This is a genomic window from Streptomyces sp. NPDC096339 (assembly GCF_044762985.1).
Lineage (GTDB): Bacteria > Actinomycetota > Actinomycetes > Streptomycetales > Streptomycetaceae > Streptomyces.
The window spans coordinates 369,277-387,880 of record NZ_JBIWFI010000001.1; the positions used below are offsets into that span (position 1 = coordinate 369,277).

The 18,604-nt window shown below is 69.5% G+C and carries 14 protein-coding genes; 5 read left to right on the forward strand and 9 right to left on the reverse strand.

What is annotated here, in order from left to right:
• Positions 1-11: 11 nt before the first annotated feature.
• The 6 genes from ACIQ5Y_RS01775 to ACIQ5Y_RS01800 form a co-directional block, all read right to left on the reverse strand.
• A complete protein-coding gene (locus ACIQ5Y_RS01775) occupies positions 12-731 on the reverse strand; it encodes a leucine-rich repeat domain-containing protein (protein ID WP_403873891.1) in 720 nt (239 codons plus the stop codon).
• 77 nt (positions 732-808) lie between these two features.
• Entirely contained in the window at positions 809-1,756 is a 948-nt protein-coding gene (locus tag ACIQ5Y_RS01780) for a hypothetical protein (protein ID WP_403873893.1), read from the reverse strand.
• Positions 1,753-2,592 carry a PP2C family serine/threonine-protein phosphatase gene (locus ACIQ5Y_RS01785; protein ID WP_403873895.1) on the reverse strand — a complete coding sequence of 280 codons (840 nt, stop codon included), beginning with the start codon at positions 2,590-2,592 and terminating at the stop codon, positions 1,753-1,755. The genes ACIQ5Y_RS01780 and ACIQ5Y_RS01785 overlap by 4 nt, the downstream gene beginning before the upstream one ends.
• Positions 2,593-3,002: 410 nt before the next feature.
• The gene (locus ACIQ5Y_RS01790) at positions 3,003-3,668 is read right to left on the reverse strand and encodes a VWA domain-containing protein (RefSeq protein ID WP_403873897.1); all 666 of its coding nucleotides are present in this window, start codon (positions 3,666-3,668) and stop codon (positions 3,003-3,005) included.
• A gap of 35 nt (positions 3,669-3,703) precedes the next feature.
• Positions 3,704-4,213: a hypothetical protein gene (locus ACIQ5Y_RS01795; protein ID WP_403873899.1), complete on the reverse strand. Its 510-nt coding sequence runs from the start codon at positions 4,211-4,213 to the stop codon at positions 3,704-3,706.
• The gene (locus ACIQ5Y_RS01800) at positions 4,210-5,409 is read right to left on the reverse strand and encodes a hypothetical protein (protein ID WP_403873901.1); all 1,200 of its coding nucleotides are present in this window, start codon (positions 5,407-5,409) and stop codon (positions 4,210-4,212) included. Before ACIQ5Y_RS01800 ends, ACIQ5Y_RS01795 begins: the two co-directional genes overlap by 4 nt.
• Before the next feature lie 454 nt (positions 5,410-5,863).
• Between ACIQ5Y_RS01800 and ACIQ5Y_RS01805 the strand changes: the two genes are divergently transcribed.
• Entirely contained in the window at positions 5,864-6,340 is a 477-nt protein-coding gene (locus ACIQ5Y_RS01805) for a hypothetical protein (RefSeq protein ID WP_403873903.1), read from the forward strand.
• Positions 6,341-6,537: 197 nt separating this feature from the next.
• Here ACIQ5Y_RS01805 and ACIQ5Y_RS01810 read toward each other — a convergent pair whose 3' ends face one another.
• A complete protein-coding gene (locus ACIQ5Y_RS01810) occupies positions 6,538-7,566 on the reverse strand; it encodes a S66 peptidase family protein (protein WP_403873905.1) in 1,029 nt (342 codons plus the stop codon).
• Positions 7,567-7,688: 122 nt separating this feature from the next.
• Here ACIQ5Y_RS01810 and ACIQ5Y_RS01815 point away from each other — a divergent pair, with 122 nt between their 5' ends.
• Both ACIQ5Y_RS01815 and ACIQ5Y_RS01820 read left to right on the forward strand, forming a co-directional pair.
• Positions 7,689-8,057, forward strand: a complete 369-nt coding sequence (locus ACIQ5Y_RS01815) for a VOC family protein (protein ID WP_403873906.1) — start codon at positions 7,689-7,691, stop codon at positions 8,055-8,057.
• 247 nt (positions 8,058-8,304) lie between these two features.
• Positions 8,305-8,694, forward strand: a complete 390-nt coding sequence (locus ACIQ5Y_RS01820; RefSeq protein ID WP_403873908.1) for a hypothetical protein — start codon at positions 8,305-8,307, stop codon at positions 8,692-8,694.
• Here ACIQ5Y_RS01820 and ACIQ5Y_RS01825 read toward each other — a convergent pair.
• Entirely contained in the window at positions 8,691-9,977 is a 1,287-nt protein-coding gene (locus ACIQ5Y_RS01825) for an erythromycin esterase family protein (RefSeq protein ID WP_403873910.1), read from the reverse strand. The genes ACIQ5Y_RS01820 and ACIQ5Y_RS01825 overlap by 4 nt on opposite strands.
• A gap of 221 nt (positions 9,978-10,198) precedes the next feature.
• Here ACIQ5Y_RS01825 and ACIQ5Y_RS01830 point away from each other — a divergent pair, with 221 nt between their 5' ends.
• Positions 10,199-14,572, forward strand: coding sequence for a hypothetical protein (locus ACIQ5Y_RS01830; protein WP_403873912.1), 4,374 nt, complete (start codon positions 10,199-10,201; stop codon positions 14,570-14,572).
• A gap of 1,040 nt (positions 14,573-15,612) precedes the next feature.
• Here ACIQ5Y_RS01830 and ACIQ5Y_RS01835 read toward each other — a convergent pair.
• Entirely contained in the window at positions 15,613-17,541 is a 1,929-nt protein-coding gene (locus ACIQ5Y_RS01835; protein WP_403873914.1) for a helix-turn-helix domain-containing protein, read from the reverse strand.
• 529 nt (positions 17,542-18,070) lie between these two features.
• On the opposite strand from ACIQ5Y_RS01835, the gene ACIQ5Y_RS01840 reads away from it, so the two are divergent.
• Complete coding sequence (locus ACIQ5Y_RS01840; RefSeq protein ID WP_403873915.1) at positions 18,071-18,565, forward strand: helix-turn-helix domain-containing protein; 495 nt, start codon at positions 18,071-18,073, stop codon at positions 18,563-18,565.
• Positions 18,566-18,604: the final 39 nt, after the last annotated feature.

Sequence of the window (18,604 nt, forward strand, 5' to 3'; positions counted from 1 at the left end):
GGTCTCCTCCGTCACAACAGGACGACGCAGCCCTGCCGCTCCAACTCGCCGACTAGCGGTAGTGCGGGATCGACCTCGTTCCACCGCAGGTCCAGCTTTTCCAGCGACGGCATCAGGGCCAGCCAGTCGGGCAGCCGGTCGAGGCGGTTGCTTCGCAGGTCGATCTGACGCAAGCGTGGGAGGCCGGCCAGTGACTCCGGGACTGCGTCCAGAGAGTTCTCGCGCAGGTCCAGGTGGCGTAGTTCGTTCAGGTCCGCCGTTGACATCGGCAGGTGCTCGATCGCGTTCCCCCGGAGCCACAGCTCACGCAGGTTGGTGAGCCGGCCGATGGCATCGGGCAAGGTGGTGAGCCTGTTGTGCTGTGCCCTGAACTCAATGAGGCCGGTCATCCCGCCGATGGTTTCCGGCAATACGGTGAGGGCGTTCTCACCGACGTTGAGATATCGCAACCGGGAAAGGTTCCCCAGAGACTCCGGGAGTCGCGTCAGCTGGTTGTCGTGCAGGTAAAGACAGCCGCGGAGACAGGTCAGCTGGCCGAGTTCCTCGGGCAATGACGTCAGCGCGTTGTGGCCAAGGTCCAGGGTGCTGAGTTGGTGGAGCTGCCCGATTTCCGGCGGGAGGGCCGTAAGTCCGTTGTCGGCGAGGATCAGCACCTGGAGTTCGGTCCGCTGCCAGATCGAACCGGGGGCTTCTCCGAGCCCTTGGCGCCACAAGTCCAACGTGTGCTTCACGACCGTCTCCCTTCGTCAGCCCTCCGGCGCCCCGAATGTCGTCGGGGTACCGGCGAGCAATGTGGACTCCGCCGGGGTCAGCCGCGCAGCCGGATGCTCCCCCGGTTCCTCGGTCCCTCGAACTTCGAAGGGTCCAGGACCGGCCGGTCCTCGGGCTGCGCGGCGGCCAGCTTGATCTGTTCGCGTCCCGCCAGGGCGACCCGCCATTGGCCGAGGTCCGGCCGGGTCCCGTACGGGCCGCCGGCCTGCCCGTGGAGGGCCCGCACGGCGTTCTCCCTGCGTTCGTCGAGCACGCCGGGCAGCGGAACGAACGGGCTGCCGGGAACCACGTACGCGTCCTGGGCCAGGATCCGGCCCATGGCGAGCGCCGCCTTGTAGCGATCGCTGTCCACGCTGACCAGACCGGGCGGTGCCAGCGGATCGTTCCAGTCCGGGGTGTCCGCCTGGGCCAGCACCGGTCCGCTGCCGGCCAGGCGGGCGCCGTCGCAGTCCAGCAGATGCACGGCCGGGGTGGGCCGGACCGTCCACAGCACGTTGGCCTGGGACAGGTCGCCGAACACCAGCCCCCTCCCGTGCAGCCGGTCCATGAGCTCGGCGAGGGCGACGACGACGGCGAGCCGCTCGTCCGGCGTCGGCTGGAGGACACCCTGCCAAGCGGGCTTCGCGGGACGGAGCAGGAAGGCGAGTTCGGTCAGCTTCGACGAGCCGTCCCCGGTGGTCCACCTCATCGTGGCGGGCGCCTCGTGCATGAGGAAGCCGGTGACCCGACCGCCGTCCAGCACCCTGCACAGCGGCCACGCGGCCGCCTCGTCCCAGCGGGCCCGCTCGGCCCCGGCCAGTCCGAGCCGGACGGAGACGAGGCCGGCGAGCGCCTCACCGTCGACCCGATGCGGCTCGCGGTAGCTCTTGTAGAGCAGGCCGGGGCGACCCGCCAGGCTGTGCACCTCGCCCTGGCCGCCGTCGCCGATCTTGTCCAGCAACCTCAGCGAGGACAGCTCGACATCCCTGCCGTGGGCGTCACTCATGCGGATTCCTCCTCCCACAGGCACACCGCGGTGCGGTCATCGTCGTACGACTTCACGCGGTACTGGAGCTGCCACAGGAAGTCGGCCAGTCCCGGCGGCCCGCCGGCCCAGGAGTCCCGAAGGAACTCCCGCATCTCGCCGTCGCCGGCCAGCGGATTCGACACACCGTCCGTGCACAGGACGATCACGTCCCCCGGCAGGGCGTCGTGGATCAGCCGGACCTGTGCGTACCGCGTGGACGGCAGGGCCGCGGTACGGGTGTCGATGATCCCCGCGCCGGAACCGGACTGTTCCTCTTCCGGGAAGAGCGGGACCCAGCCGCCTTCGCGCAACCGCAGGGTTCCGCCGTCGCCGACGGCGAAGAACGCGCGGGTGCGCACGGCCGGGTCGACCGGTACGAGGAGCACGCGCAGGGTGGTCGCGTAGTCGTCGGGCCGGTGACCGAGGCCGGCGGCGCTCTGCGCCAGCGACTCGGCGGCGCTGCCGACGGCGGAGTTCACGAGCCCCGTGAGTTCCTTGTCCTCCCCGCGGCGCAGGAAGTCGGCCAGGTGCCCGGCCAGCGGCTCCAGCTGCCGGACGATCTCGTGGCAGACGATCCGGGACCCCGCGTGCGAGCGGCGGGCCGAGCCGACGCCGTCGGCCACCGCGAGGAGGAGCAACTCGTGGTCCGGCCCGCCCAGCCGGGCGACGGCGAGGGAATCCTGCCGCGGCTCCGCGTGGTAGCGGTGGGCGTCACCGCGGACGGAGCCGGCGCGTACGGTCAGCCGTCCCGCGGTGGCACCGTCGAGGACGGTGTCCGGGACGAGGGCCGCCTCGGTGTCCGGGCCGGCGGCCACGGCGGCCGCCGGGTTCGGGGCATAGAGCGGGGCCTTGGCACCGCTGAACCTCGGCGGTCCGAGTAGCGGGACGTCCCGGACGGATTCGGGAGCGGGTTCCGCGGACGCCGGCGGAGAGGCATCGGGCTCGGCCGAAGGCACGGGCGTCGGCACGGCTTGGGTCGGGGCCGATACGCCTTGAGCCGGGGCCGATACTGCTTGAGCGGGGGCCGATACGCATTGAGCGGGGGCCGATACGGCATCGGTCGCAGGCCCGGGCGCAGGCGCCGGCGCCTGCTCCGTCCGTGGCGCCTGCGCGCCCTGTGCGGCCTGCGCCGCCCGCGCCGCCGGACCGTACACGGGGTCGCGTTCCTGGTCGTACGGCTCGTCGCGGAACGGGCCGGTGGTCTCCGGTCGCATGATGTCCTCTCTCACAGCTTGTCGAGAGTGACCGTGGAGAAGCCGGGCACCGTGTCGTCCACGGCCAGGTTGAAGCCGCCGCTCCCGTCCGCCGCGATGCTGTTGGCGGAGCGGACGATGGAACGGGTCAGGCTGGCCGCGAACTCACGCAACGCGGCCGCCGGGGAGACGTTCTTGTCGTCCTGCATGAACGCGCGGAAGTTGGCCACGTGGCCGATGGTGGCCGGATCGGCCTCGCCGATGCCGAAGGCGATGATGTTCGGCCTGTAGCGCGCTTCGACGAGTTCCTTGTGGGCCTGCATCCAGCCGTTGTCCGTGGGGTTGCCGTCGGAGAGGAAGAAGGCCACCGGCCGGTAGACCTCGTGGCCCTGCCTCTTCAGCTCATCCACGTCCTGCTCGATGCAACGGAGCAGTGTACGGAAGGCCTCGCCGTACGCGGTGAAGCCGCCGGCGGACAGCGCGGGCAGGGTGTCGATGTCGCTGAGGTCGGTCAACGGCTGGAGGACGGTGGCGTCATCGGAGAAGCCGATCAGGCAGAACCTGGTCTTGTCGGCCACCGTCGGGTTCGTGCTGATCTCCCTGTGGAGCTCGGGCAACGCGCCGTTGATGCTGTTGAGGGGGTCACCTGCCATCGATCCCGACTCGTCGCACACCAAGTAGAAGGGAAGGATCTGCACGTCTCACGCTCCGCGAACGATCGGCTGGGGCTGTTTCAGTAGGTGTAGAAGTAGATTTCGATGTCGGCCCGGCCGCCGGACGATCCCTGGACGAAGAAGTCCCGGGTCGTGGCCCCGCTGAACATCTCCGGGCGGGCCTTGGCCAGCAGTCCGTTGATCCTGCGGGCGTATTCGACGCCGCCGCCCACCTCGGGATTCCGGCCGAAGGTGAGCACGAAGGCAGCGGTACGGCCCTGGTACTGCCCCGTCCGGTCGCGCAGCTGCCGCAGGATGCGGTCCGTGTCGGAAGCGTCTCCGTCGACGGAGAGTTCCACCGCCGTGCGCTCGACCGCGCGCGGCCCTGTCGGGGTCGGGCTCGCCGTCGGCCCCGGGGAGGGCGAAGCACTCGGCGAGGCCGACGCGCGACTGTTCTTGTCGGCCTCGGCGGCCTTCACCGGATCCCCTTGATCTCCCATCGCGACCAGGGCGAGGACGAGGAGCATGTCGGCGAACAGCCAGCCGGCGAGGTGAAGGGGCGTGAACCGGGGGCGGCGCGCCTTCGTCATCGGGCGTCCACCGGGGTGGACCGGTTGACGTCACTGGCCTTCGTCAGGGTCACGGCTCCGGCGGGCCCCGGCACCGGCGCGGGGCCGGTCGGCGGAACGGGCACGCCTCGGCTCAGCAGCTCCGCCAGCTCCGCGAACCGCTCGGCCGCCTGACGCAGCGCGCCGGTCTGCTCCTCGAGTCCGAGGACCGCCCTCTGCGATGCCGCGACGGCGTCAGCCGTCCGCTCGGTGACGTCGCCGAGCCGGTTGAGCACCTGCCCGGACACGTCGGCGGCCAGCTCCGTCCCGGTGGTGAAGGAGCGCTGGGCCGCGGCGAGTACGTTCACGGAGTCCTCGACCCGGTCGCCGGCGCCGGTCAGGGCATCACGTACCTCGCCGTTGACGGTACGGACGTCCTCCAGGGCCTGACGCACCATGACGCCGCTGCCGGACACCGCGGACTCCAGACGGGCGCTGTTCGCCTCGAGCGGGTCGGCGAGCGAGGAAACAGCCTTGCCCACCTCGTCGGAGCCGGCGCGCAGGGCGGTCTCGACCCGGCCGACCGCCTTCTCCAGCGGGCGGACCGCCGCATCGATCTCGGAGAGCTGCTTGCCCGCGTGCTGTACGGCGTCGGCGACGGCGGTCGCCGCCGTCTCCAGCTGGCCCTGTGCGCGTACCGCCTTGTTCAGGAGCTTGCCCAGGGTGGCCGCGGCTCCGGTGAGCTCGGCCGTGAACCTCTGGGGAGAGGTCAGCCGCTGCTCGTTGAGCAGCAGCTGTGCCTTGGTCAGTACGGGAACCATACGGGCCATCAGGTCGTCGGCGGCCTGCTGGGCCGCCTCCGCCCGCTGATCGGCCCGCGTACGGCGCACCCCGTGCGTGACCGCCAGCACGAGCAGCAGCAGGATCGCCGCGGTGGCGAGGCCGGCGACGTGGCCGAAGGTGGACCAGCCCTCCATGTGGCCGTCGAAGCCTGATTGCCACAGCTGGAGGAAGGGCCGTCCGGCGGCTTTCGGGTCTTCTCCGATGAGGGCTTCGTAGGCACTCGTCGCGCGGCTGAGGCCGAACCAGGTCAGCAGGAGGGGCAGGAACACCAGGGCGCCTATCCCGGCTTCCAGGTACGCCCAGCCCCGGTGCTCCGGCCGCCGGGTCGCGCTGGTGTCGAGGCTTTCCTTCCGGCTGAAGGACTTGAGGAGGTCGAGCTCCGTCCACGGTTCCACGTCGGCGCCGGCTCCCTGGAGAGCATCGGCCAGAGCGTGCAGCTCCTCTTTCCTGGAACTCAGAGCCGGATGATCGGCGAGATCTTTGAGCTGTGTGGCGACAACCTGTGCCGTGGCAAAGGAACCGACGGGCATTCCCACCCCCATGGAAGTCCGGGGTGGCCCGGTACGACATGCTGCCGCCCGAGGGACGAACCCCCTGTTCACCGCGGCTCCCGCTGCGGCGAGATCGGATCATAGGTGAGCGTGACTACCCATCTCCTGAATGCCCATCATTTGATATGCGGAGCGGTGGAATTCGGCCAACCGACCGCCCGGAGTGATCCCGCTGAATGGTCAGGGGTCCGGTGCACTGCGGCGAAGCTGCTGCCTCGGCCGGACGTCTGGAATCCCGTCCGGAACCGCGAGTGGCGCCGCAACGGGGCTGTCGGAGGCAAGGGTTACCGTGGCGCCCATGGCTGACATATTCGAGCTCATGCTCACACTGGACCTGCGCGACGAGGTCTCCGAGGAGGAACTCGCCGAGCTCCGATGGCATCTCGGGCTCGGCCCCGAGCCGGAGATCCTCCGCATCGTGACCGAGTTTCCGTTCGTGGAGGAGGACGAGGACGGCGAACCCGTCGTCACGAACAACCCTCAGCCCCTGCTGGGCGAGCACGGCGAGGCCTGGAAGCTGGAAGGCGCGCTCGTCTCGGCTCTCGTGCGCCGAGAACACACCTCGCGGAGCGTGTGGGCGCTGTCCAGTCGGCAGGAGCTTCACCCCGACGAGTTCGATCTGACCGGTGAACTGCTCGGCTGGCTCGCGACCAAGGCCGCCGACAGCCACCGGCGCGCCGACGGCAGTGTGGACCTGGGGTGGACCCGGTTCTATGAGTCACGCCAGGCGGAGCCGCTGCTCGTGCGTGATGGCGTCGTCATCTGGCCGTCGTAGCAAGCCCTCCGTCCGGTAGCGATGTCGAACGGGAGGCAACGCGGCCCGGCTCTTCCGCGAAAGGCGTGAACATCGGGTTTCCTCCACGACCGCAAGCCCGCCCCGCAGGAAGCGCGGGGCGGGCTCAAGGGCGGGTTTCGCCCCGGTCAGGACGGAACAGGACGGGCCATCGCACCCAAGGCATCCGGCTCGGGCCGTCAGTCCAGTGTCTGGATCAGTTCGCTGCGCGTTGAGGTGTGTACCACGCGGCCGTGGGCTCCGTTGACGATGGGCATGTACGGCGGAACGTGCCCGCACTCGACATCGGCGATGATCGGGACCTTCAGGGGGCCAAGTGCGTCGAGGACGGCTTGGTGCTGTGTGAGGGAGCCGGCGTCAGGTGCCGAGGTGCGGCCGACGAGGATCGCGTTCGCCGCGTCGAAGAAGCCGGCCAGCCGCATCCCGTGCAGGTTTCTGCAAATGGCCAAGGCGTCGTCGCCGCCCGCTTCGACGTAGACGACGAGCCCTTCCGGTGACTCGGCTCGGGCGAAGGCGGAAACATCGAGGTAGGGCGTGCCCGTGAGGTTGCAGAGTGTCTCGATGCAACCCCCGATCAGGCGTCCTTCGACCTCCACGTCGCCGTCGCCGTCGAGCCTGGTCCACCTGCCGGGTGTGTCGAGCGTGTACGCGCGGACCTCAGGCTGGGCGCGGTAGTCGTCCCGGCCCGTGGCTCGGTGGCGGTTGGGCGGGGTCTGCGTGAATCGGTGGCCCGGCGGCGCAGCGGCGAGGTCGAGCCACGACAGCAATCCCTCGGGCACCCGGTAGGGCGTGTCCATCAGGTTGTTGCCGTGCACGGTCGCCGTTCCCGTGAGGAGGGTGAGCGGCGTCATGATGGTCGACGTGTCGGAGAACCCGACGAGCCAGGTCGGCTCGGCATCACGCAGCCGGTCCCAGTCGAGCAGGGGCAGCAGGTCGATCGCCATCTCCCCGCCCCAGGGCGGCACCACCGCCCTGATGTCGGGATCGGTCAGCATCGACATCAACTCGCCGGCGCGGTCGGCCGCAGGCGCACTGACATGACCGGCACCGTCCATGCAGTGGCCGACGACTACCTCGTATCCCCGGGCCTCCACGTCGCGAATGGCCACGTCGAGGCGCGCACGCAGGTCCTTCGTGACTCCGCTCGAAGGAGAAGTTATGCCGACGCGGTCGCCGGGACGCAGCGGGGATGGATATCGAACTGCCATGCGCTGGATTCTGACACGCCGCCACGGCTGCGCCACAACGAATTCCGCATCCGTTGAACCGGAAGGCATTCCCCCAAAGGGCCCTTCTCTGGGGCGAGTTCGGAACCGGCACCTTCGCAGGCGTGTACGAATATGTGATGATGTTGACCATGGCTATCGATTCAGTGGTCGTACGGCAGCGCGTCGAGGATCTGGATGCGGCTGTGCCCTTCTACGAGAAGTTGACCGGAAGTACCGCAGCACGGTTTGCCTTTGCCGGGGTCACCCTGGCGAGCGTGGGTCCCTTCCTGCTGTTCGCCGGACCCGACGAGGCGGTGCAGCGCGTCGCGGGGGTGACGGCCACTCTCACCGTCGCCGATCTGGACGTCGCGGTCGAAGAGGCAGGGGCGGAGGGCGCCGAAATCGTGATGCCGATTCAGGCCACCCCGAACGGTCGCCGAGCCGTGCTGCGGCACCCGCACGGCGGGGTCTTCGAGTACGTCGGCCCCTGACCGTTGACCCCGGCGGGTCCGCCCTCCCTGGGCATCCCGGCGCGTCTACACCCCGCAGCAAGCGGCCGTCGTCGCCTCCGCCCTGTTCGCCCAGCTCCACACGACGGCCGGCACTCTCGAGTCGCACCGCTGCCTGATCCAGCACGCCGAAACCCGCCGCGAGACCTCGTCCACCACCGAGGCAGCCAGGCGACTGGAGCACACGGCCGCGGCCGTCACCGTCACCAAGGGCTTCGCCCCCGGTGTGGTGAGCGCGCTCGACGCGCTCCCCGACCTCGTCCCGCTCCCCGCCGACGCACACGAGACCCTCGTCGCCGTCGGCGCCCTCCTCGGTCCCGCCGCCAAGCTGACCGAGCGCCACGGCCCCGGCGAATACACCGAGGACGACAGCGGGTTCGGGTGCGGCTGCGAGATCCGGTTCGAACACCGGGGCGCGATGTGGACCTTCCACCGGGGCGATGCCACATGGGCCCTCATCCGCGAGCAGGACGGCCAGGTGCTGCACGACGGCAGCACGGTCCACACCAGGTGGTACGAACTGGGGGCGACCGGCAGCACAGCCCGTCGCGAGTACCTCGTGACCCTGATCCGGGCCGAACTCGACGAGACCTCCCGGAGCGGGCCCCCGTTGCGCTAACGGTGTGGCGGGAAGGGTCGGGAGTCGGACGAGACCGCGATGTAGGCCAGTCCGTCGTACTCCTCCGCCAAGGAGGAAGGGCTCAGGTTGAAGCGGTGGGTCCAGCGCGGCACCATGGCGCCGAAGTTTCGTGTGCCGTGCCGGCCGCCCAGCCACGCCTGTACGGCCCTGGGTGCGTCGACTGCGCCGCGCAGGTCCACGATGTGGTTGCCGGGGTTGGCTGTAGCCAGCCGGTTCTCAATGGTGCCGGGGCGGGCAGGGCCGATCCGGTTGGTGACGACGGCGCTTGGTCGGGGACGGGACCATGGACCGGGCCATGTCCGCCGGGCACGGAAAGCACCTCTGCCGAACAGCAGGCCGAGTGCGTAGTAGGCGTCGCCGTATTGTGTGTGCAGGTGCTGTCCCAGCGCCGGTACGGCGCCACCGTGTCGGCTCTTGGTGATGTGCCCGTTGTGCGCCCAGAGCGCGACCTTCGCGGACGGATCTTCGAGGATTGTCCCCACGGCCTCGGCCATGTAGCGGTCGCGGGCGGCGAAGACGGTCCGTTCCGGGTCCGTGTGTTGCCTGGGACGCGTCACCAGGTCGGCGGCCCGCAGCAGTACCTGGGCGTGCCGTAGCGCGTCGGCCGCGTCGGGGCCGCGTCCGCGGAGGTACTCCAGCAGCTCCTCGGCATCGTGTACCAGGCTCCGCCGAGGGTCGGGTCGCGACCCCGGATACGCCGTGGCGAGCACGCGGAGCGTGGAGAGGAGTCCGGTCGCGCGGTCGGGTGCCGTTCCGCGGAGGAAGGAATCGATCACGGCCAGAGAGCCGCCGCACTGCTGCGGGTCGATGCCGATGAAACGGACCTTCCGATCCTCTCGCCGCCCTCGGTTGTAGTCGCGCATCCACTCGATCATGGCGAGCACCTCATGGGTCCGCCAGGTCCAGAACCCCAGCCCGGCAAGCGCCTGCGCGGCATCACCCACACCGTGGCGGACATAGGCGTCGACCGCCGGGCCGGCCGACTCACTGGCCTCCATCGCGAGGGCCGAGAATCCCAGCTCGGTCACCAGGAACTCCAGCAGGCGATGCTTGAGTTGGAAGAACTCGCGCGTCCCGTGGGTGGCCTCCCCCAGGCCTACGATCCTCACACCGTCGAGGACCTTCTTCAGCGGTTGGAGATCTGCGGTGGACGCGCCTGCTGTGAGGCGGCTCAACGGCAAGGCCGTCCGAGCCAACCAGGACGTCACCTCATCGGACACGGCTTCCCCCTCCGTCGCCGTCACCTTGCCGAAGCCAACCATGTCGACGTGTGCTTCGAAAGCCCTGCCGTGACGCGCCCCCACTGAGCCTTGAGCGACGGCAGCGGCTTTCGGGCTCTCCCCCACGCCCGCGGGCCCGCTGGCTGCGCGGTCCGCCTCACGCTTTCGAAGGAACGCCAAGGATGGCAACCCGGGCGCACGGGGTCCTCCCGAGGATGCTCTCGGGTGACAACGACGGACCTCGATATTCCGGAGGCATAGTCATGACCCAGGCACCCGAGTCCCTCACCATCCGCGTCCTGATCCAGCACGAGACAACGGACCGACTCCTGTCGGAGGTCGCCGTCGAGGCGGTGGCCGGCGACCGGGTCGTCGCCGAGGCCCGGACCGACGGCGGGGGCCTCGCCGGTCTGGAGATCGGCGAGGACCTGTGGCGGGAGCCGCTCACCGTGCGGATCGACCACGGCGACCGGCGCAGCCAGGAGGTCCCGGTCACCAGGGAGGCACTCTTCGAGGAGGAACCCGTCAAACTCGTCGTGTGCGGCGAGGACTACGTGGACCCGGGCCGACTGGCCATACTGGCCGACCACCTGGTCGCCACGCGCCGGGTCCTCGCGGAGAACCTGGCCGACGACCTGACCTGCCCGCCCCCCGACAGCATGATCCGCCTCCTGACGCCCGGCGAACGGGCCCACCTGCTCGACGACCTCAGCCGTGCCGACGGACACCGGAATGGATACGGGGACGGGCACGGTGATGGGGATGGGGATGGGTACAGGCACGGGCACAGGGACGGGGACGGGGACGGGGAGGCCGCCACGCTCCTCGTGGACCCCGACGCCCTGCGCAACGGCACCATCTCCTACCTCCAGCCGCCCGACCTCGACACCCACTTCGACTTCGACACGATCGACCTGGACGAGCCCACGTGGCCCAAGCCGATCTGGAGCCTCTTCCCCTGGGGGCTGCCCGACGACCAGTCCTACCGCGACTACCTCCGCGGCGTGTTCGTGCTGTTCGCGCACCAGCAAAAGCTCGGCGCCTCGGCTGACGCCACACAGTTCCCGACCGTCGTCGAGCAACAGCTCAAGCGCCGCTTCTTCCAGGACTTCCTCACCACCGACCGCACGGAGACCCCGCTCAACAAGCTGCTGATCCCCCTCGTCACGGCGATCCTGACGGCACCGACCGGAAGCGGGTTCGGGTTCGGGGTACCGGCCGCGAGCATCCCGGCGCAGGGCACCCTGACCAACCGTGCCCACCTCGACGCCCTGCTCGCGCTGGCGACGACGGTGACCTCGGACGAGTTCGCCAACCGCTACCGGCTCCCGCTGCACGAGCCCGACACCGCGGTCTCCTCGCCGGTGCTGCTCAGCGCCCACACCCTCTCGCACATCCTCGGCGACACCGCGCAGGGCCCCGTCGAGCCGGCCGAGAACGTGATCGATCCCCAGCTTCCCGGCGCCTCGGGCAAGCCGATCCTGTGGCCCGAGGTGGTCGGCTCGGCGCCGTTCTTCCTGCGCTTCGACGAGTGGCTCGGTCGGCAGCAGACGTTCTTCCCCGAGAACCTCTTCGCCCTGCGCACCCAGGTCCACGGCATCGCCAGGAGCGTGTGGCTGAACGAGGACCGCAAGAAGTTCCTCAAGTTCCACGAGGAGATCGACTCCAGCCACAGCATCAACGACTACAAGCCGTACTTCGACTCGATCGGCGAAGTGCACCGGTCGGCGGCTTTCCTGCGGAAGTACGGCGAGGCCGACGCCAAGCTCACCGAGCTCGTGCAGGCGATCGACCAGAGCCGGTTCACCACCGCGGCCCGGCTGGCCGACGAGGCCGAGGCACTGCTCCTGGCCGCGGCCCCCGACCCGATCGGGAGCGAGAACTGGGAGCCGGACCACACCGCCGGCAACTTCCCGCGCCCGGTCAGTTTCGCCCTCCGCCGCGCGGCGACGGTCACCAACATCGTCGAACTGACCGGAACCAGCACCACGTACCTGCCGGACGGATTCGAACGGTTCTACGACCTGGCCCGGCCGATCGAGGTCTGGACGGACGTCGTGCACTTCCGGATCGCCCGCGACCAGGTGACCCGGCTGCGCGTCTACCAGCAGAAGTTCCTGCTCCCGATGCTGCGCGCGACGATCCGCTCCGGATTGGGCGACATCCCCGGCGCGATCGACATCCTCTCCGGGGTGACCGGCTTCTACATCGGCATCGGGATGCTCGGCACCCCACCCGGCATGGTGAAGCACTACCTCGCCGTCGATGCCAAGCGCGTCGTGGCGGGCCGACAGCGGTGGAACGACCCCCTGGGCGACCGCCCGTACACGGCCCGGCTGATGTTCGACACCGACCGGCGCCTCACCGGGCCGTTCACCCTCACTCCGCAGACCCGGTTCTCCGTCGACGCGACGACGCCCGAACCGCCGATCCTGCACCCCCTCGAGGAGCGGTACGCCCGGCTCGCCCAGGCCGATGTCCTCCTCACCTGGGGCGAGATGCTGTACCGCAGCGACGACCCGGCGAGTCTGGAGCGGGCCCGGGAGCTCTACAAGGCGGTGCTCCTCCTGCACGGCAAGGACCCGGGAACCATGGCCTACCGGCCGAAGGACGTCCTGCCGCCCCCGCCGTACGCTCCGGTCGAGAACCCGCGCCGGCTCAACCAGCTCGACCGAGCGCGGCTCGCCCTCCGGCAACTGGACGCGGGCCTGAACTTCTACGGCTACAACGACGACACCGTACCGACGCTGCGCTACCAGACCCTCGTCGGCGCGGCCCAGCGCTGGGTGGCCGGAGCCAAGTCGGCGCAGAACGACTACCTCGCGTACCTGGGCCGGGTCGAGCAGCTCGACCTCGACCTGCTCGCCGCGAAGGCACAGGAACGCAGGGCCCAGGGTGCCGTCGCGATCGCCACCGAGCAGGTCGAGATCGCGAAGGCGGGCGTGGTCGTCGCGCAGAAGCTGGTCACCGACGTCGAGAAGCTGATCGCGAAGAAGCAGGAGGAGATCGAGGACTCGAAGTCCATCTTCAACCAGTTCAAGGACTACTTCAGCGGCATGAAGTCCGGCGTCATGTCCATCGCCGACGTAGCCAAGGACGGTGCGTCGGCGTCCAAGGACCTGCAGGTGACCACCGACGACGAACTCAAGGGGGTGGTCAAGACCGTCGGCAGCCAGGCATGGGCCGGCAGCGGCACCGCCGGCGGCCTGGGCATCGTCGGTGCGTACGCCGCGTTCGCGGTGATCAGCACGACGACCCTCCAGGGCATGGCCGACGCCGCCACCAAGCGCGAGGACGAGCTGAAGGCCCTCACCAACGAGACGCTGCCCGCCGCCAGGGCCGCGGTCCAGGTGCAGCAGCGGCAGCAGACCATCGCCCAGCTCCAGGGCCAGATCGCCGCGAGCGAACTCGCCTACACCCGCGACCTGATCACCTACCAGAACGAGCGGTTCCTCAACCGCGACTTCTGGGACGCGCTGTCGGGTGTCGCCCGGCGCTCCCTGCACCGCTACCTCGACCTCGCCGGCCAGTCCGCGTGGTTCGCCGAGCGGGCCCTCTCGTACCAACTGGCGACACCACTGCGCGTGATCCGCCTGGGCTACTTCGACCCGCGCATGCGCGACCTGGGCGGCGCCGACCGGCTGGCCCTGGACCTCGCCGAGCTCGAGGCGGTACGCCTCGGCTCGGCCAGCCTCAGCCTTCCACTCACCCGCACCCACTCCCTGGCCCGTGACCTGCCGCTCGCGTTCGGCCAGCTCAAGAAGACCGGCACGTGCACCTTCACCCTCACCGACGACGACCTCCTGGCCGGCCACCCCGGCACCTACGCCCACCGCATTCGCACCGTCGACGTTCTCGTGGACGCCCCGGGCACCACGGAGCGACCCCGCGGCATCCTCACCAACATGGGATTCTCCCTGCTCCGCCGCTCCCCTTCGGCCCCCCGCGTCCCGCTGCTGCGCTTCGCGGACGCCTATCCGGTCAGCGACTTCCGCAGCCGGCGTGACCTGGAACTGTTCGGACTCCCCGGCGAACAGCTGCTCCCGTTCGAGGGCACCGCGTTCACGACCACCTGGACCCTGGAACTTCCGCGAGCCGTCAACTCCGTCGCGCTCGACCGTGTCACCGACGTGCTGCTCACCTTCGACCTCCAGGCGTCCTACGACGCCAGCCCGGCCGACTCCGACAGCCTCGCCGCCGCGCCGTCCGCCACCACGGTGTCGCGCTCGCTGTTCGTCTCGGCCCTGTCGGTCAACACCACGGGACTGGGAACCCTGCGCACACCTCCACCGACCGCGAAGCTGTCGTTCGCGCTCAACAAGCTCCCCCTGCCGCCGACCGGCAAGGTCACCAACCTGGCCGTGGTCCTGCCCGGCGTCACCGGCGGGACGTTCACCGCCAAACTCCGCTTCGGCAGTGCGGCCTTCACGACGTTCCAGATCGCCGACGGCATCGCGATGTCCAACCTCGGTGTGCTCAGCGACGGCGTCGCCGCCAACGCGCAACCGCTGAACGGTGCTGCCGGCGGCTCTCCTGCCCGCGTGGTCGAACTCGAAATCTCGAAGGGAACCGACGCCGACAAGCTCGCGGCGGCGCGGGACGTGCTGCTGTGGGTCGAGTACGAGGTCACGGAGTAGACCGCAAGGCAGGACCGGCGAGACCCCGGCGCCCGCTGGTGGTGACTCTGCCGAGAGTCATGTGAACAGGCCGGTCGCAAGGGCCTGGTTCACGCTGGTGGCGGGTGATCCGGCGGAAGCGGCTCCAACCACTTCCCCCGACACCCGCCCACCGGCGTTCGCGACGACCAGGTCGCCGCAAGCATGGCCTTCGCCCCCGTCCGAGCCCGCTCCCGTGCCGTACACCCCCGTGGTCCGGCACTGCGCGATTTCTCACGCTGCGGCTGCCCAGACCTTGGAATGCGGGGTCTGGCCGTGCTTGCACCGGCAACGTTATGCACGCACGGAAAGCCCCACCACTACGCCGATGCACAAACCGAGCGGTATGTACTGCGGGTTCTGCACCACTCTCGGAACGCATGCCCCCGAGGTGCACATCACCCGGCTTCAACGTTGCGGAACTGCACAATCGGGCCACCCACCAGGGAAAGTCATTCCCCTTTCACGTCGAACCACCCTGGGCACCGGTTCCACTTTTCAGCCAGATAGTTCAATTCGCGACTGGCTGAAACACGATAGGTGAAGGAAATCGACAGGCGCTGCATTTACGGTCATTTTTGAATCGTTTTCGGCCATTCGGAGGTCTCTCGTCCGTCCGGCTCCGAGCGACCGGCGTTGCGGCCGCGTCCTGGCCCGTCGGGCTCGCTCCGTGGCTGAACCTTGTCGAACCGTTCGTCATGTCTTTACGGCCGGCGGCGGGAATGACCGGGGCGTTCGGACATCCGCCGCGTGGGATCGACCCGCAGGCCCAAACAGTGTTTTCCGCCACAGAGCCTTCGGCGGCCGACAGCGCTCAGGGTGAAAGCGAACCGAATTTCGAACGGCTGGCAGAAATGACCAACCGGCGGGAGCCCACGAGTGCTCTACCGCCACGGTCCGGTGTTTCCGTTGATTTTGCTTCCACCGGGCCCGAATGCACCGTTCAGGCGGAAAGGAGAGATCTCCTGCCGCTTCCGGATCATTGACCCACACCGCCCCTCAGGGCCGGTACGGCTCTCGGTTCAGGCAGCCGCGCACAGTTCGCGGGATGCGTCCGGGAGTTGGGGCGCACCCGTCATCAGGTGCAGCGCGAACATCAGGTCGCGCATGCCGGTCAGCGAGGAAAGGTCGCGGGACAGGTGTCCCTCCAGCGCCCTGATGTGCGAACGCACCGTTGCCTCCGACAGGCCCAGTTCGCGCGCGGTCGACTCCAGGTGCGCGTCGGACCTGAGCCAGGCCGTCGCCGTGGTGAGCAGGCCGCGCCTGTCCGCACGCGCGGATCTGAGCAGAGTCTCGGCCCAGGCGCGGATCTGCGGTCCGCCCAGGAGCCCGCGGAGTGTGGGCGCATCGGATTCAAGGCTCCCGGCGGGGGGCTCGGGCAGCTCCCGGTGGGTGACGAGTTCCAGCGCCAGGCCGACGGTGATCCGGTCGGTCAGGGCCGCGAAGTCCATGTGCAGCAATTCGGCGGCGCGTGCAACCCGCCGTGTGACGGTGTTGCGATGCAGGTCCAGACGCCGGGCGGCCACGGTGTAGGGGTAGGCGAGGGCGGTGGGAAGGGTCTCGCGGAGCGGCTCCCACTGGGTTTCGGTCTGCATGAGGGGTTGCAGGAGCCGGCGGGCCCACACCTGTGCGTCGTGCGCCGGAAGCAGGCTGACCAGGTCGGTGTCCTGTACCGAGAGAGCCACCGAGTCCGGCTGGTAGAGGGCGAACCGCTGGGCGGTGGTCGCCTCGTGGAGGGCGTGGGCGAGCAGGGACATGGAGTAGATCCCACTGCCGCCCAGCGAGGCCCCGGCACCGACCGCGGACACCAGCCGGGTGAGCTCGAGGGCCACCCTGTCGTCCGCCTCCCCGGGCCGGACCGGGTGGATCACCAGGATCCGGTCGTGGCGGCGCCAGTCCGCGACGACCAGTGCGCAGTTGCCCGTTACGGTCTCGCAGCGGCGCATGGCGGCGTCGCGCCGGGTGGGCGAGGTCTCGACGACGAAGACGCGGGCGGTCTCGGGGTCGAGCAGCCCCGGCGCGAGATTCCTCATGACCCGGCGGGCCTTGGAGACCTCGCCGTCCAGCAGGAGCTCCACCGCGGCGTTGCGTGCGGCCCGGGAGGCGTCTGACGCCGCCCGGTATTCGCGGCGGGCCTGGTCCACCAGCCCCAGGAGCTTGGCGGCATGCCGCAACAGCCGCAGATCGGCGTCGTCGAAGGGCGTGCGTCGGGCCACGGCGAGGACGGTGTCCGCGGCGGAGGACGGTCCCAGGGAGATGAGCTGGGTGTGCGGACCCGAAGAGGTGTCAGGGGCGTTGCCGTCCACGGATTGACGGATGATGGCCTGCGCGAGTTCCTCGGCGGCCGTGGCCGGCGACGCGACGAGGACGCGGTCGGGATCGCTGACCATCACCTGGACGTCGAGAGCCCGGGCAAGCCAGTCGGCGATGCGCTGCATCGCCCTCTGGTCGGCGAGTTGCGCCGGCAGTTCTTGTACGAGTGAAGCGAGTTGGGCGGCCCGGCGCTCGGCGAAGTCGAGCCGGAACCGCTGGATGTCTTCGTGTACCCCCTGCCACCGTTCCACCGGCGCGGTGGTGGCCAGGAGGGGGATGCCCAGCCGCTCGGCCAGGTCGACGATGGACTGGGGGTACGGCTGACGGGGGCTGGGCGGCGCGCTGACGATCAGTCCGGCGCTGCGGTCACGGCTCATGCGGCGCAGCAGTACTTCGAGCACTGTGGTGATGCGGCCGCGCAGCCGGAAGGGGACCGCGTCGGCGATCAGGACCAGGACGCCGTCGGCCAGGGCGGCCGGCGCGCCTTCCTCCAGGAGCTTCTCCGGGGTAACGGAGAAGACGCCCGTCACCTCTGCCGCCTGGGCGGTGGCGGAGCACTGGCCGACGAATGTCAGTTCGAGTTCGGGGTTTCGGGCGGGCAGTGAGCCCAGGGTGGGCAGTGTGCCCAGGGTTGGCATCGAGCGCTCCTCGAACCGGTCCGGAAGTTGTCGTGTACGGGGTGCCCGTGCCGTCTTCGCTGGCGGCACGGGCACCCCGGTCACGACGTCACGCCTGATGTCCTGCGAGCGCGCGGCGCCCGTCCGAAAGCGGCACCGAACCTGCGGAACGCATCGTTCGACCACTGTCCCTGAAGGCCAATCGCGGACTCAACTCTCCCCCTATGTGGTGCAGCGCCGAGTGGGTAGGCGCGAACTGCTCGGTGTGCGGCCACTTCCGGCCGGCCTCTCCGCCCGTGTCCGACCTGCTGGGTCACCACGGATCAAGGGCCGCCATGGCAGCTCGACATCCCCTGCTCGCAGGCCTGACAGCCTGTACACACGCGGGTGCGTAAGCTTGCGTTCCCCATCGGGATCCTGCCTTGCACACCCAATCGTGTCAACTAAAGTACACAAGCGTAGGGCCAGGCAGAGCGAGAGACCGGTACGTGGTTGTGTGCATTCATCAGCAGGACGTCCTTGGGGCCGTGAGCGGCGCCTTCCGTCTGAGGTGAGCAGCGGCCGTCCGTCGATCGCGGACAAGCTGAAGGCCCTCATGGCCGGCCGACGAGGCCGCAACCACACCTCCCGGTCACTCTCGGAGTCCGTCGACGCCCTGCCCGGCGACCACCCGTCCGTGTCCTTCGCCACCGTCGCCAAGATCGCCAACGGCTCCCAGGACAACCCGACGGTCGGCACGCTCCTGGCCCTGTGCGAAGCTCTGGGCGTCCCACCCGCTCACCTGCTCCCGCACGAGACCTATGACGATCTTGAGGCGCTCGAAGCATTCGAGGACCCTCTCGCTCGACACGTCCTGGCACTACTGAACGGTCTCCCGCAAAGTGAGCTGCGGGGCGTCATCACAGACTTGGAACGGCGAAGGGCCCACCTCGGCCTGGAACAGGTTCCGCGCGGTGCGGCCGAGGCGCCGCCGGGCAAGCGCCGACGACGGCGGAGTACGGACGAGGCCGCGCGGTATGCGGCTGATTCACTGGAAGGGCTGTAGGTAGTGGACGGCATAGTCTTCGGGACGTGCACGGTGGCC

What these genes read in the sequence shown, in the direction of transcription:
- ACIQ5Y_RS01780 (WP_403873893.1), bottom strand. Translation starts at nt 1,756, where the DNA reads ATGAGTGACGCCCACGGCAGGGATGTCGAGCTGTCCTCGCTGAGGTTG.
- ACIQ5Y_RS01795 (WP_403873899.1), bottom strand. Translation starts at nt 4,213, where the DNA reads ATGACGAAGGCGCGCCGCCCCCGGTTCACGCCCCTTCACCTCGCCGGC.
- ACIQ5Y_RS01805 (WP_403873903.1), top strand. Translation starts at nt 5,864, where the DNA reads ATGGCTGACATATTCGAGCTCATGCTCACACTGGACCTGCGCGACGAG.
- ACIQ5Y_RS01810 (WP_403873905.1), bottom strand. Translation starts at nt 7,566, where the DNA reads ATGGCAGTTCGATATCCATCCCCGCTGCGTCCCGGCGACCGCGTCGGC.
- ACIQ5Y_RS01825 (WP_403873910.1), bottom strand. Translation starts at nt 9,977, where the DNA reads ATGGTTGGCTTCGGCAAGGTGACGGCGACGGAGGGGGAAGCCGTGTCC.
- ACIQ5Y_RS01830 (WP_403873912.1), top strand. Translation starts at nt 10,199, where the DNA reads ATGACCCAGGCACCCGAGTCCCTCACCATCCGCGTCCTGATCCAGCAC.
- ACIQ5Y_RS01835 (WP_403873914.1), bottom strand. Translation starts at nt 17,541, where the DNA reads ATGCCAACCCTGGGCACACTGCCCACCCTGGGCTCACTGCCCGCCCGA.